The organism is Brevundimonas sp. (genome assembly GCF_016463295.1).
Classification (GTDB): domain Bacteria; phylum Pseudomonadota; class Alphaproteobacteria; order Caulobacterales; family Caulobacteraceae; genus Brevundimonas.
The window spans coordinates 18,261-42,799 of sequence record NZ_JAEMRO010000007.1 but is presented as its reverse complement, the minus strand read 5'-3'; the positions used below and the strand labels follow the sequence as shown (position 1 = coordinate 42,799).

Genomic DNA, 24,539 nt, shown 5'->3' with positions numbered 1-24,539 from the left:
CTCAGATTTCGCTCCAGCATGATCTAGGACCATTTTTTGGATTCAGGTCGATTCGACCTGAAGCAAAAATGGTCTAGGGTCCGCGCCTCTCATTTTGCGACTGCGAACAGCCACCCGTGACCACCGAACCACTCGCCTTCCAGGACCTGATCCTGACCCTCCACAAATACTGGGGCGATCAGGGCTGCGCGATCCTGCAGCCCTATGACATCGAGGTCGGGGCCGGCACCCTGCACCCGGCGACGGTCCTGCGCGCCCTCGGTCCTCGCCCGTGGAAGGCCGCCTATGTCCAGCCCAGCCGCCGCCCCGGCGACGGCCGCTACGGCGAAAATCCCAATAGATTACAACACTATTACCAATACCAAGTGATCCTGAAGCCCAACCCGGACAATCTTCAGGAACTGTATCTCGGTTCGCTGGCGGCCATCGGCATCGACCCGAAGCTGCACGACATCCGCTTCGTCGAGGACGACTGGGAGAACCCCACCGTCGGGGCCTGGGGCCTGGGGTGGGAGGTCTGGTGCGACGGCATGGAGGTGACGCAGTTCACCTATTTCCAGGGCGTCGGCGGCATCGAGGTGGACGTCGTTTCCGGCGAACTGACCTATGGGCTGGAGCGCCTGGCCATGTACGTCCAGGGCGTGGACAACGTCTATGATCTGAAGTTCACCAAGGAGGGCCTGACCTATGGCGAGGTGTTCCTGGAGAACGAGCGCCAGCAGTCGGAAGCCAACTTCCACGGCTATGACGTCGACGGCCTGAAGCGCCGGTTCGAGGACATGGAGGCGGAATCGACCCGCCTGCTCGCCATGACCGGACCCCAGGGCCAGCCGCTGGTCCTGCCCGCCTACGACCAGGTCCTGAAGGCCTCACACCTGTTCAACCTGATGGACGCCCGCGGCGCCATCGCCGTCGCCGAACGCCAGAGCTACATCGGACGGATCCGGGACCTGTGTAAGGCCTGTGCCGTCGCCTATGTCGACCAAGAGCGGAAAACCGCCTGATGCCCCAACTTCTCATAGAACTCTTCTCCGAAGAAATCCCCGCGCGCATGCAGGCGGGGGCGGCGCGTGATCTGGAGCGGATGGCGGCCGAGCGGCTGAAGGCGGCGGGTCTCGCCTACGAGGCCCTGACCACCTATGCGGGGCCGCGGCGGCTGACGCTGGTGGTCGAGGGGCTGCCGTCGGCGACGCCGGACCGGTCCGAAGAGGTCAAGGGCCCGCGCACCTCGGCGCCCGATCAGGCGCTGGACGGCTTCCTGCGCAAGACCGGCCTGACCAAGGATCAACTGACCGAGCGGGACGGCGTCTGGTTCGGTGTCCTGTCGTCCACGGGGCAGGCGACGACGGCCATCATCCCCGACATGGTCGACCAGATCGTGCGCGGCTTTCCCTGGCCCAAGTCGATGCGCTGGGGCTCCGGCACCCTGCGCTGGGTGCGGCCGCTGAAGAGGATCGTCGCCCTGTTCGACGGGGCGGTGGTGCCGTTCGAGATCGACGGGATCGCATCGGGCGACACGACCGAGGGCCACCGTTTTCTCGGCTCCGGCCAGCCGTTCACGGTCAGAGATTTCGCCGACTATCGGGCGAAGCTGGAGCGCGAATTCGTCCTGCTGGACGTGAGCGACCGCAAGCTGCGCATACTCGACGGGGCCAAGGCCGCCTGCGCCGCACGGGGTCTGGCGCTGGTCGATGACGACGGCCTGCTGGATGAGGTGGCGGGGCTGGCCGAATGGCCGACGCCGATCCTGGGCGACATGGACCCGCAGTTCCTCGACCTGCCGCCCGAGGTGGTGCGCCTGTCGATGAAGGTGCACCAGAAGTATTTCGCCGTCCGCGATCCGGCCACGCACAAGCTGGCACCCAACTTCCTGGTGGTCGCCAATGTCGAGGCGTCCGATGGTGGCCAGGCCCTGGCCGCCGGCAACAGCCGGGTGCTGTCCGCGCGCCTGAACGACGCCCGCTTCTTCTGGGACGAGGACCTGAAGGTCGGCTTCGACGCCTGGAACGACAAGCTGAAGGGCGTCACCTTCCACGCCAAGCTGGGCACGCTGCACGACCGGGTCGAGCGCATCGCCGCCCTGGTCCGCGAGATCGCGCCGCTGGTGGGGGCCGACCCCGATCAGGCCGAGGCCGCCGCCCGCCTGGCCAAGGCCGATCTGGCCAGCGGCATGGTCGGCGAATTCCCGGAACTTCAGGGCGTGATGGGCGGCTATTATGCCCGCGCCTTCGGCCAACCCGACGCCGTCGCCGACGCCATCCGTGATCACTACAAGCCCCAGGGCCCCGCCGACACCGTGCCGACCGCGCCGCTGACCGTGGCGGTCGCCCTGGCCGACAAGCTGGACACCCTGGTCGGCTTCTTCGCCATCGACGAAAAGCCCACGGGCTCGAAGGACCCGTTTGCCCTGAGGCGGGCGGCGCTGGGGGTGATCCGGTTGGTGTTGGAGAACAACCTCCGCATTGGAATCCAGGATTGGGCGTACGTTGCCGGTGAGTATCTGTCTGGCGCTCGTCGAGATGCCAAGTTGTCGAGCTATGAATCGGCAAGCCGTGTGCGAGAAATTGTTCTGAGAGGCGAGACAGAACCAGATCGTCTTAGGCTGTCAGCCCAACTCGCTGGCGATGGCGTGGAATGGGAACATGGCTGGATTGATTACAAAGCCGCACTCGCTGTTCTTGGTTGGGATGTTCTCGCCTTCTTCGCCGACCGCCTGAAAGTCCTCCTTCGCGACCAGGGCAAGCGGCACGACCTCGTGGATGCCGTCTTTGCGCTCGGCGACGACGACCTGGTCCGCATCGTGCGGCGAGTCGAGGCGCTGGACGGGTTCCTGAGCACCGACGACGGGGCCAATCTGCTGGCGGGGTACAAGCGGGCGTCGAACATCCTGCGGGCCGAGGCCAGGAAGGGCGACGTTCCCACCGGCATGATCCAGACCGGCCTGCCCGGCCAGCCCGAGGAAGAGGTCGCCCTGGCCTTCGCCGTCGGGGCCGCCGGTACGGCGGTGGATGCGGCGCTGGAAACCGAGGACTTCGCCGCCGCCATGACCGCGCTGGCAGGCCTGCGCGGACCTGTCGACGCCTTCTTCGACAAGGTGCTGGTCAACTCCGACGTGGCCGAGGAGCGGGACAACCGCCTGAAGCTGCTGGGCCAGGTGCGCGACGTCATGGGCCGGGTCGCCGACTTCGGACAGGTGGGCGGCTAACACCGCCCCCCACATGACCCACCCCCTGCTCACGCGCCGCGCGTCGGTCTTTGCCCTGGCGACGCTGTGCTGCCTGTTGTGGGGCAGTGCCTATCCGGCGGTGAAGGCGGGCTATGCGATGCTGGACATCGCGCCGTCGGACATGGCCAGCCAGCTTTTGTTCGCGGGCTGGCGGTTTCTGCTGGCGGGGGTGATCCTGCTGGGCGTCACCGTGGCGATGAAGAAACCGGTCCTGAAGGTGACGGGGGCGCAGGCGCGCCAGCTGGTCCTGCTGGGCCTGTTCCAGACCACGTTGCAATACGTCTTCTTCTATATCGGCCTGGCGCATGTGACGGGGGTCAAGGCGTCGATCCTGAATGCGACAGGCACCTTCTTCAGCGTGGTGCTGGCGCACTTCATCTACACCAACGACCGCTTGAGCCACCGCAAGGTCTGGGGCTGTATCGTCGGTTTCCTGGGCGTGCTGGTGGTCAATCTGGGCCGGGGCGGGTTCGGCCTGGACGTCACCCTGCTGGGCGAGGGTTTCATCATCGGGGCCGCCTTCGTGCTGGCGGCCGGGTCCATCTATGGCAAGCGGATCTCGCGCGAGCTGGACCCCATGGTCATGACCGGCTGGCAGCTGGCGCTGGGCGGGGCGGTGCTGGTGGCGATCGGCCTGATCGGCGGCGGTCATCTGGGGGCGTTCGACGCACGCTCGGGAGCCTTGCTGCTCTACATGGCCCTGCTGTCCGCCTTCGCCTTTGCGACCTGGAGCCTGCTGCTGAAGCACAATCCGGTGGGCATGCTGGCGGCGTTCAACTTCCTAGTTCCGGTCTTCGGCGTGGCCCTGTCCAGCCTGTTCCTCGGCGAAAGCGTGATGCGCTGGACCTATGGCGCGGCGCTGGTGCTGGTGTGCGGGGGCATCTGGCTGGTGACGCGGCCGCAGAAGGTTCTGGGGCTAGGGAGTAGGGAGTAGGGAGTTTGGAGTAGGGAGTGTGCGCTAGGGACTTGCCGGGTTCTTCACTCCCTACCTCCCTATTCCCTACTCCCCCCAAGCCCCGGCTGATCCATAAACGCCGCATCCAGCCCATACCCCGCGAACCGCGCCAGCCGCTCGCGCAGCCGCCCGTGCGCCGCCGGGTCTGATCCGATCCGGTCGCCTTCAGGCAGGAAGGCGTTCTCGGCGCGAAAGGTCCAGGCGGCGACCTTCAGCCTCGCCGCCTGGGCGTCGGCGACCAGGGTCGTCGGCGCACCCGGCTCTGGCTCGATCAGGGCCGTATCGACCCCGATCCAGTCGGCATAGGTCGCAATCTCGGCCAGCCCCTGCGGCGTCGTCATGGCGTCGTAACTCAGCCCCCGATCGTCCGCCGGCCCACCGCTGGCCGCGATCAGTTGCAGCAGCGGCGTGTCGATCCGCGCGTCGAGGCGGCGCAGCGTCCCCACCTCGAAACACTGGACGATGACCGGAGCCTCCGCCCCCGTCAGCCCGTGCCGCTCCAGCACGGCGACGAAGGCGTCCTCCATCGGCAGGCCGACGCTGGCAAAATACGACGGATGCTTCAGCTCCGGCACCACCCCGATGATCCGCCCCGTCCGGGCACTCGCGTGACGCGCGATCTCCAGCACCTGTTCGAAGCTCAGGATCGGCTCCAGATCATCGAAGGCCGTGTTCTCGGGCCGCAGGTCCGGCAGGCGTTCGCGCGCGTACAGCGTCTGCAACTCGGCCCAGGTGAAGTCTTCGGTGAACCAGCCGGTGACGCTCTGGCCGTCGATGATCTTCGTCGTGCGCCGATCCGCGAATTCCGGTCGATACGCCACGTCGGTGGTGCCGCCGATCTCGTTCTCGTGCCGCACGATCAGGACGCCGTCGCGGCTCATCACCAGGTCCGGCTCGATGAAATCCGCACCCTGCTCGATGGCCCGCTCATAGGCCATGCGCGTATGCTCGGGCCGTTCTCCGGAGGCTCCGCGATGGGCGATGATCAGGGGGGATTGGGCCAGGGCCGGGCTTCCGAACAACAGCAGCAGGGTCGCCAGAATGAGACGGATCATGCGCGAATGGTAGGGGCGGGCGGTGACGCCGAGATGACGCCCCGCCGGTTCGCTAACCCTCCAGCGACACCACCGGCTGACGCGTCTCCAGTCGCCGCCCGGTCCGCCGCTTCAGCCATGTCCGGATACGGGTCTGAATCGGCGTGTCGATGACGAAGTGAAACAGGAAGGCAAAGGCGAAGGCCGCCGCCACGCCCGCGACCCACAGCCCCCACTGCACCGCGACCGGCAGGGCGAACCGCGCGATCAGCACATTGGCCACGCCGAACCAGGCGATGCGCACCACTTCATTGGTGATGAACATTGAGAATGACACCTGGGCGGCCTTCTCGACCCATTTCGACGGGCGCGGCGTCGGGATGGCCCCCGCCGCCAGTATGATCAGCGAGATACAGACCAGCGATATCAGGGCGTGCTTGTCGAAATACTGGACGAAGGCCAGCGCCAGCGCGGCCACGATCCCGACCCACCCCGCCAGACGCGGCGCGATCCAGACCTTCTGCGCGAACCAGGCCAGGGCCATGCCCAAGAAGAACAGCGGCAGGGCGCGGATGAAGCCATAGCCCATCGGCATCTGATAGACGGGATAGCCCAGCAGGCTCCAGGTCATCTGGTTGACCACCAGATAAAGCCCAACGCCCAGCGCCAGCGTGCTCCACGGCCCCAGTTTCGTCAGGCCGCGAAGGATCCACGGAAAGCAAAGATAGCAGCCGATCAGCGCCGAGATGGACCAGCTGGGTGCATTCCACCCCAGGCCGCCGGGCACGCCGAACGCCTGCGTCAGGGTCAGCTGGGCCGGCAACTGGTCCCATCGGAACCACTCCGGCGCGCGCGGCGCGATGCCCATCGCCCCGCTGATCAGGATCAGGGCGACCAGCCCCAGCCCCATCATCAGATGCGCCGGATAGACCCGCAGAAACCGCTTCAGAAAGAAGTCCGTCGCCGACAGCGATCCCTTCGCCACTGACGCGCCGTAAACCCGCATCAGCACATAGCCGCTGTCGATCAGAAAGAAGTTGGTCAGCAGGAACCCGCCCCGCTCGAACACCGGATGCACGCCATCCGCCAGATGCACCGGCCCCGCGCCCTGGAAGTGATGCAGGATGATCAGGCTGGCCACAATGAAACGCAACGCATCCAGCCACCCGCCGCGCACGATGGGCGGTGTCTCATTTCGGGTCGAAATCGCGGTCCAGGCCATGGCCGAAGCCTCCTCAAGCCTCGTCGGCGCAAGAGGCGGGCCGTTCAGGCGAACAGGCTGTCACCCGCCCGGAAAACCCACAGCCACAGGCACGATGCCAGCAGGATCAGCGGCAATACGATCTTGGTCAGGCCCTTCATCATCCCTCTCCGGCAGATGCTGTCGGCAGGATGGCCCGGCGCGGGCGGCGCCGCCTTGATCGCGATCAAGACCCGATGCGGCGACGCCGGATACGGCTCAGCGCCTCGGGCGTGACGCCCAGATAGCTGGCGATCATGTACAGGGGCGTGCGCCGCGCCACCTCGGGCCGCAAGCGAAGCAGCCGCTCGTAGTTCTCTTCCGGCGACAGTTGCAGCAGGGCAGCCGAGCGGCGCTGCGACCCGGCCATGGCCTGTTCGACCACCCGCCGCCCGAACCGCTCCATCGCATGATCGGCGTCATAGGCGGCCTTCAGCGCGGTGCCGGGAATGACGATGACGGTGGAGGCCTCGATCGCATCGACCGTCTGCACGCTGTCGGCCCCGGTCATCAGGCTGGCGACGTCGCCCAGAAACAGCCCAGCATCGAAGAACTGACCCGTGTGCTCGGCCCCGTCGGCCAGATAATAGTATCGCAGCAAGCCTTGGGTCACGAAATACAGCGCCGTGGTCGGCTCCCCGGCCCGGAACAGCGTCTGCCCCTTGGCCAGGGTCTGGGTTCGGGTGGTGGCCAGAAATGTCGACAGCGCCGCCGATCCGGGGATCAGCGGCGCGGCCTGACGCAGGATTTCGGCCTCAAGCGACGGCTCGGTCATCGCGCTCCGATCGATAGGCCTCGACCGTGATGGCCAGGGCGCGCTCCAGCGGGGTGGACAGGTCGCCGAACGCCCGGGCGAATTTGCCGTGATCGACGACGAAGGGTTCGTCGAACTCATACATCATTTCGACAATCTCGCGCGCGGCCGGCACGAACAGGCCGCCGATGGCCAGCTCCGTCCGGCCCATCCTGCGCACCTTGCCGGGCACCCCGGCCAGCCGCCCGGCCAGTTCGAAGAACCGCCGCGCCGACACCGGCGGGGCATTGGGCACATGCCAGACCTGACCCAGCGCTCGGGTGTCCTGGCCCAGGGTCGCCAGGGCGCGCCCGAAATCCTCGACGAAGGTCCAGCTGTGCAGGGCGTCGAGATCGCCGAGCATCGGCACGGCCTGACCCTTCAGCAGGGCATCGAACGCCCGCGCCCCGACCGCCGATCCATCGACGCCGGGACCGAAGAAGTCCGACCCTCGCGCCACGGCCACCTCGACCTGCCCGGCGTCGTGCGCCCGCATCAGCTGTTCGTGCATGGCCGCCCGCACGGCCCCTTTGCGGGTATTGGGGGTCAGGGGCAGATCCTCGGTCATGGGGCCATAGACCGGGCCGTAACCGTACAGGTTTTCCGCTGAGATGAGCCGGGCTCCGACATTGGACGCGGCCTGCACCGCCGCGGCCTGCAGAATGGCAAATTCCTGGCTCCAGCGGTGATAGGGCGGCTGGGCGCAGAAATAGACGGCCTCGGCATCTCTCATCGTCAGGGCCAGACCGGTGGGGTCCAGCAGGTCGGCCGTCACAGGGGTCGCGCCCTGCGGTGCCGGGCGGGGCGTGCGGCTGACCAGACGGGTGGGGCGACCGTCGGCGATCAGGGCGCGGGCGGTGGCCCGGCCCAGGGCACCGGCACCCAGGATGATGTGAACGGGCTCGGAAGAGGCGGACATGATCATTGGTCGGCTCCCCTGACGACGGAGCGACGCAGCGCGGCGGCGGTCCACAGGGCGATGAACAGCAGGGCGAACTGCCAGGCGATATTGGTCAGGGTCAGCACCGGCCCCATCTCCACACCCAATGCGCCGGGAACCGTCAGGAACAGCCCCAACCCCGTGATCACGGCATAGCCCCCGATCAGTCGGCTGCCCCAGCGGGCATGGGGCCCGCGTCGCGTCGCGATCAGCCCGCCGACGATGATGGTCCAAAGGCCGCCGATCAGCCCGACCCCCAGCCCCTCGCCGACGCCTCCGGCATAGGCGTTAAGAGCATCGAAGACGATGCTCAGCGTCGCGTGATCCGCTCCGGGCCTCGACCAGGCCTCGGCCAGCGACGGCATGACGAACAGCCATCGCCCGATGCCGATGGCCTTGAACACCGCCGACAGCACCGCCAGCCCCAGCGTCAGCTGCGACAGCGCAGGGCTGAGCCCCAGCCGCGCATTCAGCGCCGCCGTCGCCGGCACCAGCAGCAGGGCCGCCAGCATATAGAAACCATACCCCGCCATCACCGCCCCGGCGTTCTCGGTCAGTCGCGGCAGGGCGACCGTGGCGGGATCACCCAGGCTGGCGGGCCAGCCGATGGCCGATGACAGGATGAAGAAGGTCGTCCAGATCAGAGCGAACTGGACGATCAGCAGGCCCGCGGCCCATGCAGCGGATGCAGGGCCTGGCGATGGGGATCGGGTCATGGCGGCGGCCTCTCGTAAACGCGGCCTCCTCCGGCCGACACCGCCACACTCGCCCGTCCTGCGGCTCGTCGCCTTGATGCGGATCAAGATCGCTGATGAGGGCATACTCCCCGGCTATGATGAACCCGCTCAGTGGAGGCGGTGGCACCGACCCCCTGAGGTGAGATGAAGAGCAGCACTGTCATCAGCCTCATCTCCAGCGCTTAAGCATGATTGCTCATCGACTGGTGAGGCGGGTCTGACACGCTATGGGTGAACTAATCTTTGTGCCGTTCGGAGTGTTCGCGTGTCCAACCGCTTGCGCGCTGTGTGTCTCGGAATGGGCCTGATGGCTCTGGCCGGCTGCAGCAGGTCGGACTCCGCTGAGGAGGAGGCGGCTGGAATTGCGGCGGCAAAAAGCAGTTTCTCCCAACAGTTGACCGACGCCGAACGTCGCTTTGGGCTGATTGTCGGGGGTCAGTACGGGATGCAGCTTCCGCCGGGCGTCACCTGCTTTACCCCTGGGGGTCGATCTCCGCTTGTCTTGAGAACATTTGAACTCGGGGATGTTGTGGGTGAAGCTACGGCAAGAACTGAGGCCGAAGCTCGCTTGCACAATCTGGCGGTGGTCGCGCAGCCCGACTATCCCGACGCCGATGTTTGCCGGGCATCCTTGCCGGACGATCACGAACGGGACACCAGCTTCCCTCACGGTTGGGCCAAGCCGATGTCCGAGCCGGCGCGTGAGGTGGCACGTCCCGTCGGCTCGCTCCACGAAGCGGCACGGCGGGGTTCGCCAGGGGATGTTCGACGCTTTCTTCGCGACACGCCCGTCAATGCCCGTGACGGGCTGGGCCTGACCCCACTCATGTGGGCCGTTGGTCGGAACAGGCCCGAGATCGTCGACCGGCTTCTCGACGCCGGGGCCAGTCCCTGGACGCAGGGGCAGCGAGACGAAACCGCCTTTTTCTGGGCGGCCGTGCTCGGCCACCGGACGATCTTTTTCGACATGCTCGCCCGTGTACCTGGATCCCCATCTTGGACACGTCAGGATCTGCAGGCCGCTCTCGCCGGTGGCGATATCGCCATCCTTCGACAGATCCTTTCAGACCGGCACGAGATGATCCAACCCCACGACCTGCGATCGATACGATTGTCCCTTCCTGCTGCCCGCCTGCTGCTCGAAACCGATGTGCCTGGAGTGGCGGACGCCGTATTTCAGGCGAGCATAAAGGGGCGTGAGCCGCTTCGCGTGGACCTGATGCGGCTGGCGATTTCCAAGGGGGCAGATGTCAACGCCGTCGGTCCCGGTGAATATGAAACGCCCCTCGGGATGGTGGCTGACGGCATATACCCGGGCACGCCGCAAGCCGTTGGATTGCTGCTCGACGCCGGCGCCGACCCGAATGCGCTGTCCCACCGTCGTCGCCCGATCTGGGAAGCTGTCGGGACCATGAAGCTGGATGGTGAAATGGGTGCGGCCGATGCCAGGGCAATTCAGATTCTGGACCTTCTGCTGGCGGCGGGCGGGGACATCAATCTGCCGGACTATCAGGGCCGACCACCCGTCTGGGGTCTGTTCTTTCCTGTCACCTATGATCATGACGAACTGGACCCCAGCTTCGTCACCAAGGACCTTCTCACCGATCTCACGGCACGAGGGCTCGATCTGAATGCTCCATCGAAGGGGCGGCGGATTCTGTCCGTGATTGAAGAAAAGGCCGGACCGCGATCGGAATACGCTCTCTGGCTTCGAGAACTTGGCGCTCGCCCCTGATGCCAAGGCGTCGGTAAAGCATGGAGGCCACAGTGTATTCCCGACCCTGATAGTCCCGTCCATTCACGGTCAAAGTGGAGACACTGGACCCTGAAATCAGCCTCGAGTCGCCTCTTGCATCGCACTCACCATGCGCCAGATGTGATGAGGGGGACGTCATCGGTCTGGCCGCGCCCCACGGATCTTTGACAGTATGAAATCGACGCTGCGGGCCGCTGGATCGAGGCCGGGCAGCCCATGGTGCTCTCGCATTGGTCGCCGTTTTCCGACGGCCGATTTTTCCGCCGAGAACCGGAGACACTGAACCCCATCTCCGACATCGCTAACGCCGCATTAACCATGGACCCGGCATTCCTTGCCCAGTGCGGGGCCGCTTCGGCGGATGTCCAGGCGCGTGTTTGTGGAGCGTGGGATGAACGGGGCGGAAGTTCTGGATGTGGGGCGCGATGCCCTGTGGCTGACGATCCAGCTGTGCGCGCCCGTGCTGCTGGTCGGCCTGGTGGTCGGCGTGGTCATCGGCCTGGTCCAGGCCCTGACCCAGATCCAGGAACAGACCCTGATCTATGCCCCCAAGATCATCGCCATCTTCGTGTCGCTGCTGCTGTTCCTGCCGCTGATGGGGGCGCTGCTGGGCGGCTTCATGCGCACCATCGCCGTGCGCATCGCCGGGATGTAGTGGAGCCCTACGCCACATCCGATCAGGTCTGGCAGGGCGCGCTGATCTTCGCACGGATCGGCGCGGTCCTGCTGATGATGCCCGGCATTGGCGAGAGCTATGTGCCGCCGCGCATCCGCCTGTCGCTGGCCCTGGTCGTCACCCTGTGTCTGTGGCCGGTGGTGTCGGGCAGCCTGCCGGCCTTGCCGACCAGCCTGGGAGCCACCGTCGGCTGGATGCTGCGCGAGGTGCTGGTGGGGCTGGCGATCGGGACCATGCTGCGCATCTTCCTGACGTCCCTGTCGACGGCGGGGGAGGTGGTGTCGCTGCAGACGACCCTCAGCTTCGCCCAGACCGCCAACCCCTTGCAGGCCCAGCCGGGTACGACGATCTCGGCCTTTCTGCTGCTGCTGGGCACGACCCTGATGTTCGCGACCAATACCCATCACCTGTTCATCGCCGGGCTGGTCGGGTCATACCGCCTGATCGCCCCGGTCCAGCCGCTGGCGACCGGCGACTTCGCCACCCTGGCGGTACGGACCCTGGGCGAGAGCTTCCTGCTGGGCGTGCAACTGGCCGCGCCCGTCATGGTCTTTGCCCTGATCTTCAACCTGGCGTCCGGCCTAGTCGGGCGGGTCATGCCCCAGTTCCAGGTCTTCTTCGCCGCGGCCCCGCTCAGCATCATCCTGGGGTTGTCCGTCTTTGCCTTGAGCCTGGGGGTGGTGGGCACGATCTTCATCGATCGCTACCGCGCCCTGGCCGGACAGTTCACGGGAGGTGCCGGTGGCTGAAAGCGCGGATCCCGAGTCCAAGACAGAAGACGCCACCCCACGAAAACTCGAGGAAGCGCGCAAGAAGGGGGATGTCGCCAAATCCCCGGATGTCGCCTCCGCCCTGTCCCTGGCCGGTGCCGCCGCCGTCATCCTGATGGCCGGGGGCTGGTTCGCCACCTCCATGGCCGAGCAGTTCCTGCCCTTCATCGCCGCGCCCCACACCATGATGGGCGGGCTGGAGGCGGGAGCCGGCGTGGAGATCGGCGGCATCGCCCTGTGGGCCATCACGCCCTTTCTGGGGGCGGTCATGCTGGCCACCATCCTGGGCGGGGTGGGCGGCAACCTGGCCCAGTCCGGCATCCTGTTCACGGGCGAGAAGCTGAAGCCCGACTGGTCCAAGGTGAACCCCCTGGCCGGGTTCAAGCGCATCTTCGGCCCCGACGGCCTGGTCCAGTTCGTCAAGACCTTCCTCAAGCTGCTGGCCGTGGTGGTGGTCTGCTGGCTGGTGCTGAAACCGCACGCGAACGAACTGGCCAATATGGCGGCCATGTCGCCGGCCATGATCCTGCCGTTCACGCGCGACCTGGCGATCAGCCTGATGGTGTCGGCCCTCGTCTTCCTCAGCTTCACCGCGGGCGTGGACTTCCTCTGGCAGAAATACCGCTTCGCCGAGCGGATGAAGATGACCAAGGAGGAGCTGAAGGAGGACTTCAAACAGTCCGAAGGCGACCCTCACGTCAAGGCCAAGCTGAAGCAGATCCGGGCCCAGCGCAGCCGCCAGCGCATGATGCAGGCCGTGCCCACCGCCACCGTCATCGTCACCAACCCGACGCACTTCTCCGTCGCCCTGCGCTATGAGGCGGGCGACGCGGCTCCGGTCTGCGTCGCCAAGGGCGTGGACGCCGTCGCCCTGCGCATCCGCGAGGTCGCGCGCGAGCACGCCGTGCCGATCGTGGAGAACGTGCCCCTGGCCCGCGCCCTCTATGCTGCCGTGGACGTGGACGAGACCATCCCGCGCGAGCATTTCGAAGCGGCCGCCAAGGTCATCGGCTTCGTTATGAACAAGCGCAAGAAACGCTGATCGTAACGGAACTTAACTCCCCGTTTACCACGCAGGCGGCAGTTTCTGCCTAGCGACCTGTCGGGTTCGTGCGTCGGGGTGGGCCCGTTTTAACTTAGGCGGTTTGAGTGGGCGGCTTTTCGTCGGCATTGCAGAGGTTCGGGGTCGGCAAGCTGGCCGTGCTGCTGGGCGTGGGCGCCGGCGTCGCGGTCGCCCTGGTCTATCTGATGATGCGCGTCGGCCAGGCCCCCGACGCCCTGCTGTACTCCAACCTGGACCTGCGCGAAGCCTCGGAGATCACGACCGCCCTGGACGGGGCCGGGATCAAATACTCCTCGCGCGGCGACGGCTCGACCATCTTCGTCAGCCGCGATCAGGTGGGCGAGGCCCGCATGCTGGTGGCCGGCAAGGGTCTGGTGACCTCCGGCAGCGTCGGCTACGAAATCTTCGACGACCAGTCGGTCCTGGGCCAGACCGAGTTCCAGCAGAACCTCAACGAAAAACGCGCGCTGGAAGGCGAACTGGCCCGCACGATCATGAGCCTGCGGGGCATCACCTCGGCCCGCGTGATGATCGCCCTGCCGCCGCGCCAGCTGTTCCAGGCCTCTACCGCCGAGCCCACCGCCTCGGTGGTCGTGGGTGTGACGGGCGGTCAGCTGTCGGGTGCCCAGGTTCAGGCCATCCGCAATGTCGTGGCCTCCTCGGTCACCAATATGAAGCCCGAGCGGGTCACCCTGACCGACACCTCCAACCGCACGCTCGCGGCAGGGGCGGACGACGCGGGCTTCAGCGCCGCCTCCGCCGAAGAAGCCAAGAGTTCGACCGAGGCCCAGCTTCAGGCCCGGATCAAGGATATCGTCGAGGGCGTCGTCGGCGTCGGGGCCGCCCGCGTCCAGGTCACCGCCGACATCGACCACAGCCGCTCGACCACCCAGCAGCAGGTCTATGACCCCGACGGCCAGGTCGTCCGCTCGACCTCGACCAACGGTTCCGAAAGCCAGGACACGACGGGTCAGGCTGATGGCGGGGCCACGGCGACCAACAACATCCCCGGCGGTCAGGCACCCAATGTCACGCCTATCGGCTCGACCGACACCCAGAACACCGAGACGACCAACTACGAAATCTCCAACACCACGACCACGACGGTGAAGGAGGCTGGCGAGGTCAAGAAGCTGGCCGTGGCCGTGGCCGTCGACGGCAAATATACGCCCCCCGCCAGCGGCGACGGCGAGCCGACCTACACGCCTGTGTCTGAAGAGGATCGCGCCAAGATCGAGGCCTTGGTCAAGGCGGCGGTGGGCTTCAACGCCGAGCGTGGCGACATCGTCCAGGTGACGGCCGTCCGCTTCAACCGCGACACGGCGGCGGTCGGTGGCGAGGAGGCGGGCTCCTCGCTGTTCAACTTCACCAAGGACGACATCATGCGCGGTGTCGAGCTGCTGGTGCTGCTGATCACCGGCCTGCTGCTGATCTTCTTCGTCCTGCGTCCGCTGCTGAAAACGGCGACGGGAGGCGGCTCGGGTGCGCCCCAGCTGGCGGGTGCCGGTGGCGTGCCGGTGACCAGCCTGCAGACCTCGATCGTCAACGGGGCCGCCGATCCGGGCCAGCAGTTCCTGCCGCGTTCGGAGATGGACGACCGGCTCGACATCGCCCGCATCGAGGGTCAGGTGAAGGCCTCCTCGATCAAGAAGGTCGCCGAGTTCGTGGAGAAGCATCCGGAGGAATCGACGTCCATCCTGCGCTCCTGGGTGCATGAAGGCTGATGGCGGCCCGGCTGGTCAACAAGAAGCCTGCGGTCGAGGACGCCAGGAAGCTGACGGGGCCTGAAAAGGCCGCCGTCATCCTGCTGTCGCTGGGCGAGGACCACACCCGCCTGTGGCAGAGCCTGGACGATGAGGAAATCAAGGAAATCTCCCAGGCCATGGCCGGTCTGGGCACCGTCACCGCCGCCGTGGTCGAGGAACTGCTGATCGAATTCGTGGCCGGGATGAGCGGCTCCGGCTCGGTCATGGGCAGTTTCGAACAGACCCAGAAGCTGCTGGCCTCCTTCATGTCGGGGGACCGGGTCGAAGGCCTGATGGAGGAAATCCGCGGCCCCGCCGGCCGCACCATGTGGGACAAGCTGGGCAATGTGAACGAGGCGGTCCTCGCCAACTATCTGAAGAACGAATACCCCCAGACCGTCGCCGTCGTCCTGTCCAAGATCAAGCCCGAGCATGCGGCCCGGGTCCTGACCAGCTTGCCCGAGGACTTCGCCCTGGAGTGCGTCCAGCGCATGCTGCGCATGGAGCCGGTGCAGCGCGAAATCCTGGACAAGATCGAACAGACCCTGCGCAACGAATTCATGTCCAACCTGGCGCGCACGTCCAAGCGTGACAGCCACGAGATGATGGCGGACATCTTCAACAGCTTCGACCGCCAGACCGAGGCCCGTTTCATCGGTGCCCTGGAAGAGCGCAACCGCGAGGCGGCCGAGCGTATCCGCGCCCTGATGTTCGTCTTCGAGGACCTGTCCAAGCTGGACCCCGGTGGCGTCCAGACCCTGCTGCGGGCGGTGGAGAAGGACTCGTTGGGTCTGGCCCTGAAGGGCGCGTCGGAATCCCTGCGCGAAATGTTCTTCTCCAACATGTCCGAACGTGCCGCCAAGATCATGCGCGAGGACATGGAGTCCATGGGCCCGGTCCGTCTGAAGGACGTCGACAACGCCCAGATGGCGATGGTCCAGGTCGCCAAGGACCTGGCGGCCAAGGGCGACATCATGCTGGTCGGCCAGGGCGGCGATGACGAGTTGATCTACTGACATGACCGCTCAACCCCTCAGCACCCCGTTCGCCTTCGACACCGAGTTCGACTCGCTCGGCGACGTCGTACGCGCTTCCGCCTACCGCCCGGCCAAACGCGCCTGGACGGCGGGCGAGGTCGAGGCCCTGGTCGCCCAGGCCCGCGCCGAGGCTCGCCAGATCGCCATGGACGAGATCGAGAGTCTGCAGGCCATGGCCCTGTCCACCATCGGCCAGGCGCTGGCCGCCTCGGCTCCGGCTCTGACACAGGTCGCCCAGACGCATCGCGAGCAGTCCGCGTCCCTGGCCATGGCGGCGGCGCGGGTCGTCTGCGCCTCGGCCCTGGACCGCTATCCCGCCGCGCCGATCCAGGCCGCGCTGGAAGCTCTGGGACAAGAGGTCGACGCCTCGCCGCGTCTGGTCATCCGCGCCGGCGACCTGACCGATCAGACCCGCGCCCGCATCGAACAGCTATGCGCCGACGCGGGCTTTTCCGGCGTGGTCGCCTTCCGTGACGAGCCGGGCATGGCCCCCGCCGCCTTTCAGCTGGAATGGGCCGATGGGCGGGCCGAGTTCGACGTCGAGGCCACCTTCGCCCGCATGACCGAGGCTCTGAACTCGGCGCTCGCCGCCGATGCGGGCCACGCCGACATCCTCACCCCCCACAACTCGATGGAAGGGAGGCCGTAATGGCATCCGACACCATGGCTCTGGAGGAGTTTGGCGACTCCACCGCGATCACCGTCACCGACGACGCGACGGACAAGACGGCCCACGATCTGGCCCCGGTCTTCGACGTGCCGGTTAATATTTCGGCCGTGCTGGGCAAGGCGCACATGACGGTGGCGCAGCTGCTCAAGCTCAACCGCGGCTCGGTGCTGGAGCTGGACCGCAAGGTCGGCGAGGCCATCGACATCTTCGTCAACAACCGGCTGGTCGCCCGCGGCGAGGTCGTCGTGGTCGAGGATCGTCTGGGTGTGACCATGACGGAAATCATCAAGGTTGAAGACAGCAACGCCTGACGGCGTTGAACCCCGGCCCCGAACACGGGTCATCGTGCGTTGGATGTGAAGGAGAAGACCCATGCGGCTTCTGGTGGTTGGTAGGCTCAGCGGACAGCTGGCGACGGCGGTGAAGATGGCTATGGCGCACGGGGCCAAGGTCAGCCATGTCGAGCGTGGCGACCAAGCGACCGAACAGCTACGTCGCGGCCAGGGGGCCGATCTCTTGATGGTCGACTATCGTGTCGACATCGCCGCCCTGATCGCCGCCAACGAGAACGAGCGCATCCATGTGCCGGTCGTGGCCTGCGGGGTCGATGCCGATGCCAAGGAAGCGGCCGACGCCATCCGCGCGGGAGCCAAGGAATTCATCCCCCTGCCGCCGGATGCGGAGCTGATCGCGGCCGTCCTGTCCGCGGTCGCCGACGACGACCGACCCCTGATCTCGGCCGATCCGGCGATGAAGGCCGTGATCGGCCTGGCCGACCAGGTTGCGAGATCGGAAGCCTCCATCCTGATCACCGGCGAAAGCGGCGTCGGCAAGGAAGTCATGGCGCGCTACATGCACGTCAACTCGCGCCGCGCCGACAAGCCGTTCATCAGCGTCAACTGCGCCGCCATTCCCGACAACCTGCTGGAATCCGAGCTGTTCGGGCACGAGAAGGGGGCCTTCACCGGGGCCATGGCTCGCCGCATCGGCAAGTTTGAGGAGGCCGACGGCGGCACCCTTCTGCTGGACGAAATCTCCGAGATGGACGTCCGGCTTCAGGCCAAGCTGCTGCGCGCCATCCAGGAGCGGGTGATCGACCGCGTCGGCGGCACCAAGCCGGTGCCCGTGAACATCCGCATCATCGCCACCTCCAACCGCGACCTGGCCAAGTCCGTGGCCGAGGGGACGTTCCGCGAAGACCTGCTGTACCGCCTGAACGTCGTGAATCTGCGTCTGCCCGCGCTGCGTGAGCGTCCAGGCGATATCGCCGTCCTGGCCGATCACTTCGTCAAGAAATACGCCGCCGCCAATGGCGTGCCGGTGCGACCGGTCTCGGCCGAGGCCCGCCGGGCTTTGGTCTCACACCGCTGGAACGGCAATGTGCGCGAGCTGGAAAACGCCATGCACCGCGCCGTTCTGCTGGCCGTCGGGCCAGAAATCGACGTCGATGCTATCCGCCTGCCGGACGGTCAGCCGCTGAGCGCCGGGTCGCACGGCGCGGCCCCGGATGCCGGCTTTGCGGGACGCGCGGCCCAGGTGGCTGACACGGTCACTCGCGCCCATGTCGGCCAGACGGTCGCGCAGATGGAGAAGACCCTGATCCTGGACACCCTGTCGCACTGCCTGGGCAACCGCACCCATGCCGCCACCATTCTGGGCATCTCGATCCGCACCCTGCGCAACAAGCTGAACGAATATGCCGACGAGGGCACCAGCATCCCCGCGCCCCAGTCCGGCATCGCCACCGGCGGCTACGCGGCGGCCTGATCGCATGACCCTTTCGATGGACCGCAGAAGCGTCCTGACCAGCCTCGGCGCGCTGGGCGTCATGGGCTGTTCGCCAGCACCAGCGACGCCGCCCGCGCCGCAGGATCAGCCGGCGCGCCCGGGCGTGGCGATGCAGGCCTTCGACCTGTCGGCCCTGGAGCGTCGCAACGGCGGACGCCTGGGCTTTGTGGCGCTGGATACCGGCACGGGCCGCAGCCTGGGCTGGCGCGGCGACGAGCGGTTCGTCTACTGCTCGACCTTCAAGATGTACCTGGCCGCCGCCACCCTGATGCGCGTGCAGGCCGGGCAGGAGCGGCTGGATCGCGCCATCCCGGTCACCGCCGCCGACATGATCAGCCACGCGCCGATCACCGAACCCGCCGTCGGCAAAAGCCTGACGGTCGAGCAACTGATGAAGGGCACGGTCGAGGTCTCTGACAATCCCGCAGCCAACATTCTGCTGAAAGCCATGGGCGGCATCGAGCCCATGCAGGCCTTCTATCGCGGCCTCGGCGACACCAGCACGCGGGCCGACCGGTTCGAGCCCGAGATGAACCGCCTCGACGGCGACAAGGACACGATCACCCCGGCGCAGTCGGTGGCGAACATGCAGCGGCTGTTCATGGACCCGGCCTCGCCCCCGACAGCAGAGTCGCAAACCCGGCTGCTGCGCTGGATGACCGATACTCCGACCGGCATGGACCGACTGAAAGGCGGCGTTCCCTCCGGCTGGCGCGTGGCGCACAAGACGGGCACAGGCGGCTATGGTCCGACCAATGACATCGGCCTGATCTATCCGCCCAACGGCAAACCCATCGTGGTCGCGGCCTATAATCACGCCACGCGAGAGACCTCCGACGCCCGGAACGCCGCCGTGATCGCCGAGGCGACCCGGATGGCCCTGAGCGCGCTGGGCCACACCGCATGACGGACGTCCCCGCCGCCAACGGCATGATGAAGGACGGCATGGCCCGGCCGACCGGCAAGGACATGCTGGGCTGGGTCGCGCGGGGCGAGGTCGGCATGGCGGTGGGCGTCATCGGCGTCATCCTGCTGCTGATCCTGCCCGTGCCCAAAATGCTGCTGGACCTGCTGCTGGCGATCTCGCTGGTCTCGTCCGTGCTGATCCTGATGACGGCCGTGATGATGAAGCGGCCGCTGGACTTCGCCATCTTCCCGACCGTGCTGCTGGTCTCGACCCTGTTCCGGCTGGGCTTGAACCTGGCCTCCACGCGGCTGGTGCTGACCCACGGGCATGAGGGGCACGGCGCGGCGGGTCAGGTGATCCAGGCCTTCGGGGCCCTGATGATGGGCGGCAGCTTCATCATCGGCATCATCATCTTCGCCATCATCCTGGTGGTGAACTTCGTCGTCATCACCAAGGGCTCGACCCGCATCGCCGAGGTCTCGGCCCGCTTCACCCTGGACTCCATGCCGGGCAAGCAGATGGCCATCGACGCAGACCTGTCCAGCGGTCTGATCGACGAGGAGACGGCCAAGCTGCGTCGCAAGGAGCTGGAGCAGGAATCGACCTTCTTCGGGGCCATGGACGGTGCGTCGAAATTCGTGCGCGGCGACGCCGTTGCGGGCCTGATCATCGTCTTCATCAATGCCATCGGCGGCATTCTGATCGGCACCATCCAGCATGGCCTGCCGATCGGCGAGGCGGCTAACACCTATGTGTCGCTGACCGTTGGCGACGGCCTGGTGACCCAGGTTCCGGCCATCATCATCTCCATCGCCGCGGGCTTCCTGGTCTCAAAGGCGGGCGTCGAGGGCACGGCGGACAAGGCCCTGGTCCGGCAACTGGCCACCAACCCCGTCAGCCTGGGCGTCGTGGCCGCCGCCTCGGCCCTGATCGGCGTCATCCCCGGCATGCCGATCATCCCCTTCTTTGCCCTGGCCGCCGGTGCCGGCTTCATGGCGTGGAAGCTGGGCCGCGACCGGCTGAGGCCCCAGCCGACCGAGGCCGAGATCGCCGCCGCCACCGCCAAGCCCAAGGAAGACGTCGAGGAGCCCATCGGCACCGCCCTGACCATCGACGAGGTCAAGATCGAGCTGGGCTATTCGCTGTTGTCCCTGATCAACGATCTGGAGGGGCGTCGCCTGACCGATCAGGTCAAGGCGCTGCGCCGCTCCCTCGCCCAGGAGTACGGCTTCGTCATGCCGTCCGTGCGCATCCTCGACAATATGCGGCTGGGCACCCAGTCCTATGCGATCCGCATCAAGGAGATGGAGGCCGGCACCGGCGAGGTGCGTCTGGGCTCGCTGATGGCCATGGATCCGGCGGGGCGTCAGGTGGAACTGCCCGGCGATCACACGCGCGAGCCCGCCTTCGGCCTGCCCGCCACCTGGATCGACGAGTCCTTGCGCGAAGAGGCGACGTTCAGAGGCTACACGATCGTCGATCCGTCGACGGTGCTGACGACCCACCTGACCGAAATCCTCAAGGAGAACATGGCCGATCTGCTGTCCTATGCGGAGGTGCAGAAGCTGCTCAAGGAACTGGGGACGGAAGAGAAGAAGCTGGTCGACGAACTGATCCCCTCGGTCGTCACCGTCACCACCCTGCAACGGGTGCTCCAGTCGCTGCTGCGCGAGAAGGTCTCGATCCGAGATCTGGGGGCCATTCTGGAAGGCCTGGCCGAGGCCGCGCCGCATACGTCGTCCGTGACCACCCTGGTCGAGCATGTGCGCGGGCGTCTGGCCCGTCAGTTGTGCTGGCAGCACAAGGGTGACGATGGAGCCCTGCCGATCGTGACATTGTCGCCGGAATGGGAAGCCGCCTTCGCCGAGGCGCTGGTGGGGCAGGGCGAGGACAAGCAACTGGCCATGGCCCCGTCGCGGCTTCAGGACTTCATCCGCGCCGTCCGCGACGTGTTCGAACGTGCCGCCATGTCGGGCGAAAGCGCCGTCTTGCTGACCGGCCCGCAGATCCGGCCCTATGTCCGCTCCATCATCGAACGCTTCCGCGGCCAGACCGTGGTGATGAGCCAGAACGAGGTTCATCCGCGCGCGCGCCTGCGCACCATCGGCAGCGTCTGAGCGGTAAATCGTCATAACAGCCAAGCCTGTGTCGGAAACCCGACTGGACAGGACGCCGCACCCCGCTAAAGCTGCGCCGATGGCTCCTGCGTTCCGACCCAATATTTCGGCCCTGAGCCAATTCCTGCGCACGCCATCGGTGGGCCGCACGGTCGTGGCCCTGTTGTCGTTCGCCCTGATTCTGCTGCTGCTGGTCAATCTGACGGTGTTCGTCATGACCCGTCGCACGGCGGAGTTCAACGAAACGGTGGAGCATGCCCAGCAGGCGCGGCTGGTGTCACAGCAAGTGCTGAACCGGCTGGTCGATGCGGAAACCGGCCAGCGCGGCTTCATGCTGACGGCCCAGCCCAGCTATCTGGCCATTCACGACGAGGCGATCGCCGCCCTGCCGGACCTGTTCAGCACCTTGTCCGGGCTGACCGTAGCCGATCCGGAACTGGCTCCCCGCGTCGAGCGCATCCGCGACCTGTCCGATCAGCGCCTAGGTGTCATGGAGCGCAGCATCAGCCTGGCGCGGACCGGGCGGATCGGAGAGGCTGTGTCTGTCGTGCGCGGCGGCGAGGGTAAGGTCCTGATGGACCAGATGCGGATCGAGATCGCCGCTATCGATACCCTCCAGGCCGGACGGATTGAACGCCTTACCCGCGAGACAGAGGCAGCGGCCAATTTCACTCTTGGCGTCAATGTCTTCGCCGGTCTGCTGATTCTGATCCTGGCCGGTATCGTGGGCTGGATCGTGCGCCGCTATCTGATGGACATGCGCGACGCGCAGATGGCCATGGACCGCCTGAATGCCGGCCTTGAGAACCAGGTCCGCGACCGCACCGCAGCCTTGTCCCGCGCCAACGACGAGATCCAGCGCTTCGCCTATATCGTCAGCCACGACCTGCGGGCCCCGCTGGTGAATGTCATGGGCTATACGTCCGAGCTGGAGCAGGCGGGCAGGATCATCGATCGCCAGATGACGGCGGTGGAAACCAAGGTTCCTGAGATCGTCGAAAACGATGCCCTGATCGCCGTGCGCGAGGATGTGCCGGAAGCCATCGGCTTCATCCGCGCCTCCACCGCCAAGATGGACCGGTTGATCAACGCCATTCTGAAGCTGTCGCGCGAGGGGCGTCGAACGCCCGTGTCCGAGGCCCTGCCGATGACCGAGATGGTCCAGGCCATCGCCGACAGCGTCCGCCATCAGACCGATGCCGCCGATGCCGAGATCTTGGTCGAAGACCTGCCATCGATTCAGAGCGACCGCCTGTCGATCGAACAGATCTTCGGCAATCTGGTCGACAATGCCGTCAAATACCTGGAACCGTCGCGGCCCGGCCGGATCGTCGTGTCCGGCGAAGCGGCCGGCGACGAGGTGATCTATCGCGTCGCCGACAACGGGCGCGGTGTCTCGGACCGCGACCATGAGCGCATTTTCGAGCTGTTCCGACGCTCCGGCAAACAGGACCGGCCGGGCGAGGGCCTGGGCCTGGCCTTCGTCCGCAACAGCGTGCGCCGCCTGGGCGGCACCATCGATCTGGAGTCGGAATTGGGCAAAGGCTCGACTTTCGTGCTGAAATTCCCCAAACGCCTCGTCCTTTCGGAAACCGGAGACCTGTCATGAGCAGCGCAGTCAAGATCGTCATGGTCGAGGACGATCACGGCCACGCCCGGCTGATCGAAAAGAACATCCGCCGCGCCAACATCTCCAACGAGATCGTCCACTTCGACGCGGGCGGCGCGGCCCTCGACTATCTGTTCAGCGACGAGGTGCGGGCGAACGGCCCCATGCTGATCCTGCTGGACCTGAACCTGCCGGACATGTCGGGCACCGACATCCTGGCGCGGGTCAAGGGCGACGAGCGCCTGCGCCGCGCGCCTGTCGTCGTCCTGACCACCACGGACGACAAGGTCGAGATCCAGCGCTGCTACGACCTGGGCTGCAACGTCTACATCACCAAGCCGGTGGACTATGAGAGCTTCGCCGACGCCATCCGACAGCTGGGCCTGTTCCTGTCGGTGATGCAGTCGCCGGACATCGAGTAGCTGCCGCCTTGCCCAACAACGGTCAGCCCATCCGCCTGCTCTACATCGACGACGACCGCGGCCTGTCGCGCCTCGTCGAGAAGGAGTTCGGTCGCCACGACTATATCGTGACCTGCGCGCCCGACGGCGATGCCGGGCTGGAGCGGTTGCGTGCGGGCGAGGTCTTCGACGTCTGCGCCCTGGACCACTATATGCCGGGCCGCGACGGGCTGGACGTGCTGCCGGACATCCTGGCGCTGGAAGCCCCCCCGCCGGTCGTCTACGTCACCGGGGCCCAGGACGGGCGCATCGCCGTGGCCGCGCTGCGGGCCGGGGCCGCCGACTATGTCATCAAGGACGTGTCTGAGGACTTCACCGCCCTGTTGCGCAATGCGGTCGAGGACGCCGTTCGCCGCCGCCGTCTGCAGCGCGAGAACGACGAGGCGCACGAGCAGGTCCGCATGGCGCGCGACCGGGCCGAGGCGATGCTGCACGAGGTCAATCACCGCGTCGGCAACTCGCTGCAGCTGGTGTCCAGCTTCATGTCGCTCCAGCTACGCCACATGGTCGACGAGGGCGCACGTGCGGCGCTCAAGGAGGCCCAGGCGCGCATCGAGGCGGTCGCCCACGTGCACCGGCGGCTCTACACCTCGGGCGACCTGTCGTCGGTGGCCATGGACGAATATCTGGAAGGTCTGATCGACGAACTGTCCAAGTCGCTGGGTCCGGACGACGGCTCGCCGAACCTTGTGCTCGATGTGGCCCCCATGCGGGTCACCACCGACCAGGCCGTGTCGCTGGGCGTGGTGGTCACCGAACTGGTCACCAATGCGGTGAAATACGCCTATGGCCCCGGCCAGGGCGGCGAAATCCGCATCATCCTCAAGCCCGACGGAGAGGGGCGCGCCCTGCTGACCGTAGAGGACGACGGGCCCGGCCTGGGCGACGGCAAGCCCAAGGGCACGGGTCTGGGTGGCAAGATCGTCTCGGCCATGGCGTCCGGCCTGCGCTCGGCCATCGAGTTCGACGGTGCCCATAAGGGCGTGCGGGCCCGTCTGGCCTTCGATCTCTGACC

Annotated in this window: 24 protein-coding genes; 18 read left to right on the top strand and 6 right to left on the bottom strand. The window is 66.5% G+C overall.

What is annotated here, in order from left to right:
- The first annotated feature begins 116 nt into the window (after positions 1–116).
- Genes JHC81_RS03665 through JHC81_RS03655 form a run of 3 tightly spaced genes read left to right on the top strand, consistent with a single transcriptional unit; the run spans position 117 to position 4,160 of the window.
- Positions 117–1,004 (top strand): glycine--tRNA ligase subunit alpha, encoded by an 888-nt coding sequence (locus JHC81_RS03665; RefSeq protein ID WP_292170782.1) that lies wholly within the window; start codon positions 117–119, stop codon positions 1,002–1,004.
- Positions 1,004–3,205: a glycine--tRNA ligase subunit beta gene (gene glyS, locus JHC81_RS03660; protein WP_292170778.1), complete on the top strand. Its 2,202-nt coding sequence runs from the start codon at positions 1,004–1,006 to the stop codon at positions 3,203–3,205. Before JHC81_RS03665 ends, glyS begins: the two co-directional genes overlap by 1 nt.
- A gap of 13 nt (positions 3,206–3,218) precedes the next feature.
- The gene (locus JHC81_RS03655) at positions 3,219–4,160 is read left to right on the top strand and encodes a DMT family transporter (protein ID WP_292170776.1); all 942 of its coding nucleotides are present in this window, start codon (positions 3,219–3,221) and stop codon (positions 4,158–4,160) included.
- Between the two features lie 59 nt (positions 4,161–4,219).
- On the opposite strand, the gene JHC81_RS03650 is transcribed toward JHC81_RS03655, so the two are convergent.
- The 6 genes from JHC81_RS03650 to JHC81_RS03625 are packed head-to-tail and all read right to left on the bottom strand — an operon-like array spanning position 4,220 to position 8,904.
- Positions 4,220–5,236, bottom strand: a complete 1,017-nt coding sequence (locus JHC81_RS03650; protein ID WP_292170773.1) for a glycerophosphodiester phosphodiesterase family protein — start codon at positions 5,234–5,236, stop codon at positions 4,220–4,222.
- A 52-nt stretch (positions 5,237–5,288) separates the two neighbouring features.
- Positions 5,289–6,437, bottom strand: a complete 1,149-nt coding sequence (locus JHC81_RS03645; RefSeq protein ID WP_292170771.1) for an acyltransferase — start codon at positions 6,435–6,437, stop codon at positions 5,289–5,291.
- Positions 6,438–6,481: 44 nt separating this feature from the next.
- Positions 6,482–6,646, bottom strand: a complete 165-nt coding sequence (locus JHC81_RS03640; RefSeq protein WP_292170770.1) for a hypothetical protein — start codon at positions 6,644–6,646, stop codon at positions 6,482–6,484.
- The gene (locus JHC81_RS03635) at positions 6,643–7,230 is read right to left on the bottom strand and encodes a Crp/Fnr family transcriptional regulator (protein WP_292170767.1); all 588 of its coding nucleotides are present in this window, start codon (positions 7,228–7,230) and stop codon (positions 6,643–6,645) included. Before JHC81_RS03635 ends, JHC81_RS03640 begins: the two co-directional genes overlap by 4 nt.
- The gene (locus JHC81_RS03630; protein WP_292170764.1) at positions 7,211–8,173 is read right to left on the bottom strand and encodes an NAD-dependent epimerase/dehydratase family protein; all 963 of its coding nucleotides are present in this window, start codon (positions 8,171–8,173) and stop codon (positions 7,211–7,213) included. The genes JHC81_RS03635 and JHC81_RS03630 overlap by 20 nt, the downstream gene beginning before the upstream one ends.
- Positions 8,170–8,904 carry a DUF4386 family protein gene (locus tag JHC81_RS03625; protein WP_292170763.1) on the bottom strand — a complete coding sequence of 245 codons (735 nt, stop codon included), beginning with the start codon at positions 8,902–8,904 and terminating at the stop codon, positions 8,170–8,172. Before JHC81_RS03625 ends, JHC81_RS03630 begins: the two co-directional genes overlap by 4 nt.
- A gap of 328 nt (positions 8,905–9,232) precedes the next feature.
- Here JHC81_RS03625 and JHC81_RS03620 point away from each other — a divergent pair, with 328 nt between their 5' ends.
- The 15 genes from JHC81_RS03620 to JHC81_RS03555 all read left to right on the top strand — a co-directional run bounded on the left by JHC81_RS03620 (position 9,233) and on the right by JHC81_RS03555 (position 24,537).
- On the top strand, positions 9,233–10,660 hold the full coding sequence (locus JHC81_RS03620; RefSeq protein ID WP_292170761.1) for an ankyrin repeat domain-containing protein: 1,428 nt from the start codon (positions 9,233–9,235) through the stop codon (positions 10,658–10,660).
- A 362-nt stretch (positions 10,661–11,022) separates the two neighbouring features.
- Positions 11,023–11,076, top strand: a complete 54-nt coding sequence (locus tag JHC81_RS14420) for a hypothetical protein (protein ID WP_366465554.1) — start codon at positions 11,023–11,025, stop codon at positions 11,074–11,076.
- Entirely contained in the window at positions 11,073–11,336 is a 264-nt protein-coding gene (gene fliQ, locus JHC81_RS03615; RefSeq protein ID WP_292170759.1) for a flagellar biosynthesis protein FliQ, read from the top strand. Before JHC81_RS14420 ends, fliQ begins: the two co-directional genes overlap by 4 nt.
- Positions 11,336–12,106, top strand: a complete 771-nt coding sequence (gene fliR, locus JHC81_RS03610) for a flagellar biosynthetic protein FliR (protein WP_292170756.1) — start codon at positions 11,336–11,338, stop codon at positions 12,104–12,106. The genes fliQ and fliR overlap by 1 nt, the downstream gene beginning before the upstream one ends.
- Positions 12,099–13,169 (top strand): flagellar biosynthesis protein FlhB, encoded by a 1,071-nt coding sequence (flhB, locus tag JHC81_RS03605; RefSeq protein ID WP_292170753.1) that lies wholly within the window; start codon positions 12,099–12,101, stop codon positions 13,167–13,169. Before fliR ends, flhB begins: the two co-directional genes overlap by 8 nt.
- Positions 13,170–13,276: 107 nt before the next feature.
- The gene (fliF, locus tag JHC81_RS03600) at positions 13,277–14,914 is read left to right on the top strand and encodes a flagellar basal-body MS-ring/collar protein FliF (protein ID WP_292170751.1); all 1,638 of its coding nucleotides are present in this window, start codon (positions 13,277–13,279) and stop codon (positions 14,912–14,914) included.
- The gene (fliG, locus tag JHC81_RS03595; protein WP_292170750.1) at positions 14,914–15,951 is read left to right on the top strand and encodes a flagellar motor switch protein FliG; all 1,038 of its coding nucleotides are present in this window, start codon (positions 14,914–14,916) and stop codon (positions 15,949–15,951) included. The genes fliF and fliG overlap by 1 nt, the downstream gene beginning before the upstream one ends.
- Before the next feature lies 1 nt (position 15,952).
- A complete protein-coding gene (locus JHC81_RS03590; RefSeq protein ID WP_292170749.1) occupies positions 15,953–16,621 on the top strand; it encodes a flagellar assembly protein FlbE in 669 nt (222 codons plus the stop codon).
- On the top strand, positions 16,621–16,953 hold the full coding sequence (fliN, locus tag JHC81_RS03585; RefSeq protein WP_292170748.1) for a flagellar motor switch protein FliN: 333 nt from the start codon (positions 16,621–16,623) through the stop codon (positions 16,951–16,953). The genes JHC81_RS03590 and fliN overlap by 1 nt, the downstream gene beginning before the upstream one ends.
- Before the next feature lie 61 nt (positions 16,954–17,014).
- A complete protein-coding gene (locus tag JHC81_RS03580; protein ID WP_292170746.1) occupies positions 17,015–18,409 on the top strand; it encodes a sigma-54 dependent transcriptional regulator in 1,395 nt (464 codons plus the stop codon).
- A 16-nt stretch (positions 18,410–18,425) separates the two neighbouring features.
- Entirely contained in the window at positions 18,426–19,337 is a 912-nt protein-coding gene (gene bla / locus JHC81_RS03575; protein WP_292170743.1) for a class A beta-lactamase, read from the top strand.
- A 23-nt stretch (positions 19,338–19,360) separates the two neighbouring features.
- Positions 19,361–21,454 carry a flagellar biosynthesis protein FlhA gene (gene flhA / locus JHC81_RS03570; protein ID WP_292170866.1) on the top strand — a complete coding sequence of 698 codons (2,094 nt, stop codon included), beginning with the start codon at positions 19,361–19,363 and terminating at the stop codon, positions 21,452–21,454.
- Between the two features lie 79 nt (positions 21,455–21,533).
- On the top strand, positions 21,534–23,063 hold the full coding sequence (locus JHC81_RS03565) for a CHASE3 domain-containing protein (RefSeq protein WP_292170740.1): 1,530 nt from the start codon (positions 21,534–21,536) through the stop codon (positions 23,061–23,063).
- A complete protein-coding gene (locus JHC81_RS03560) occupies positions 23,060–23,485 on the top strand; it encodes a response regulator (protein ID WP_292170737.1) in 426 nt (141 codons plus the stop codon). Before JHC81_RS03565 ends, JHC81_RS03560 begins: the two co-directional genes overlap by 4 nt.
- Before the next feature lie 8 nt (positions 23,486–23,493).
- Positions 23,494–24,537 (top strand): histidine kinase dimerization/phosphoacceptor domain -containing protein, encoded by a 1,044-nt coding sequence (locus JHC81_RS03555; RefSeq protein ID WP_292170734.1) that lies wholly within the window; start codon positions 23,494–23,496, stop codon positions 24,535–24,537.
- The last annotated feature ends 2 nt before the right edge of the window (positions 24,538–24,539 follow it).

Excerpts from the sequence above, each read along its gene's own strand:
- bla (WP_292170743.1), top strand. The coding sequence starts at position 18,426 with ATGGACCGCAGAAGCGTCCTGACCAGCCTCGGCGCGCTGGGCGTCATG.
- JHC81_RS03580 (WP_292170746.1), top strand. The coding sequence starts at position 17,015 with ATGCGGCTTCTGGTGGTTGGTAGGCTCAGCGGACAGCTGGCGACGGCG.
- JHC81_RS03560 (WP_292170737.1), top strand. The coding sequence starts at position 23,060 with ATGAGCAGCGCAGTCAAGATCGTCATGGTCGAGGACGATCACGGCCAC.
- fliQ (WP_292170759.1), top strand. The coding sequence starts at position 11,073 with ATGAACGGGGCGGAAGTTCTGGATGTGGGGCGCGATGCCCTGTGGCTG.
- JHC81_RS03625 (WP_292170763.1), bottom strand. The coding sequence starts at position 8,904 with ATGACCCGATCCCCATCGCCAGGCCCTGCATCCGCTGCATGGGCCGCG.
- JHC81_RS03630 (WP_292170764.1), bottom strand. The coding sequence starts at position 8,173 with ATGATCATGTCCGCCTCTTCCGAGCCCGTTCACATCATCCTGGGTGCC.
- JHC81_RS03590 (WP_292170749.1), top strand. The coding sequence starts at position 15,953 with ATGACCGCTCAACCCCTCAGCACCCCGTTCGCCTTCGACACCGAGTTC.
- JHC81_RS03645 (WP_292170771.1), bottom strand. The coding sequence starts at position 6,437 with ATGGCCTGGACCGCGATTTCGACCCGAAATGAGACACCGCCCATCGTG.
- glyS (WP_292170778.1), top strand. The coding sequence starts at position 1,004 with ATGCCCCAACTTCTCATAGAACTCTTCTCCGAAGAAATCCCCGCGCGC.
- JHC81_RS03620 (WP_292170761.1), top strand. The coding sequence starts at position 9,233 with ATGGCTCTGGCCGGCTGCAGCAGGTCGGACTCCGCTGAGGAGGAGGCG.
- fliG (WP_292170750.1), top strand. The coding sequence starts at position 14,914 with ATGGCGGCCCGGCTGGTCAACAAGAAGCCTGCGGTCGAGGACGCCAGG.
- JHC81_RS03650 (WP_292170773.1), bottom strand. The coding sequence starts at position 5,236 with ATGATCCGTCTCATTCTGGCGACCCTGCTGCTGTTGTTCGGAAGCCCG.
- JHC81_RS03635 (WP_292170767.1), bottom strand. The coding sequence starts at position 7,230 with ATGACCGAGCCGTCGCTTGAGGCCGAAATCCTGCGTCAGGCCGCGCCG.
- JHC81_RS03565 (WP_292170740.1), top strand. The coding sequence starts at position 21,534 with ATGGCTCCTGCGTTCCGACCCAATATTTCGGCCCTGAGCCAATTCCTG.
- flhA (WP_292170866.1), top strand. The coding sequence starts at position 19,361 with ATGATGAAGGACGGCATGGCCCGGCCGACCGGCAAGGACATGCTGGGC.
- JHC81_RS03655 (WP_292170776.1), top strand. The coding sequence starts at position 3,219 with ATGACCCACCCCCTGCTCACGCGCCGCGCGTCGGTCTTTGCCCTGGCG.
- fliN (WP_292170748.1), top strand. The coding sequence starts at position 16,621 with ATGGCATCCGACACCATGGCTCTGGAGGAGTTTGGCGACTCCACCGCG.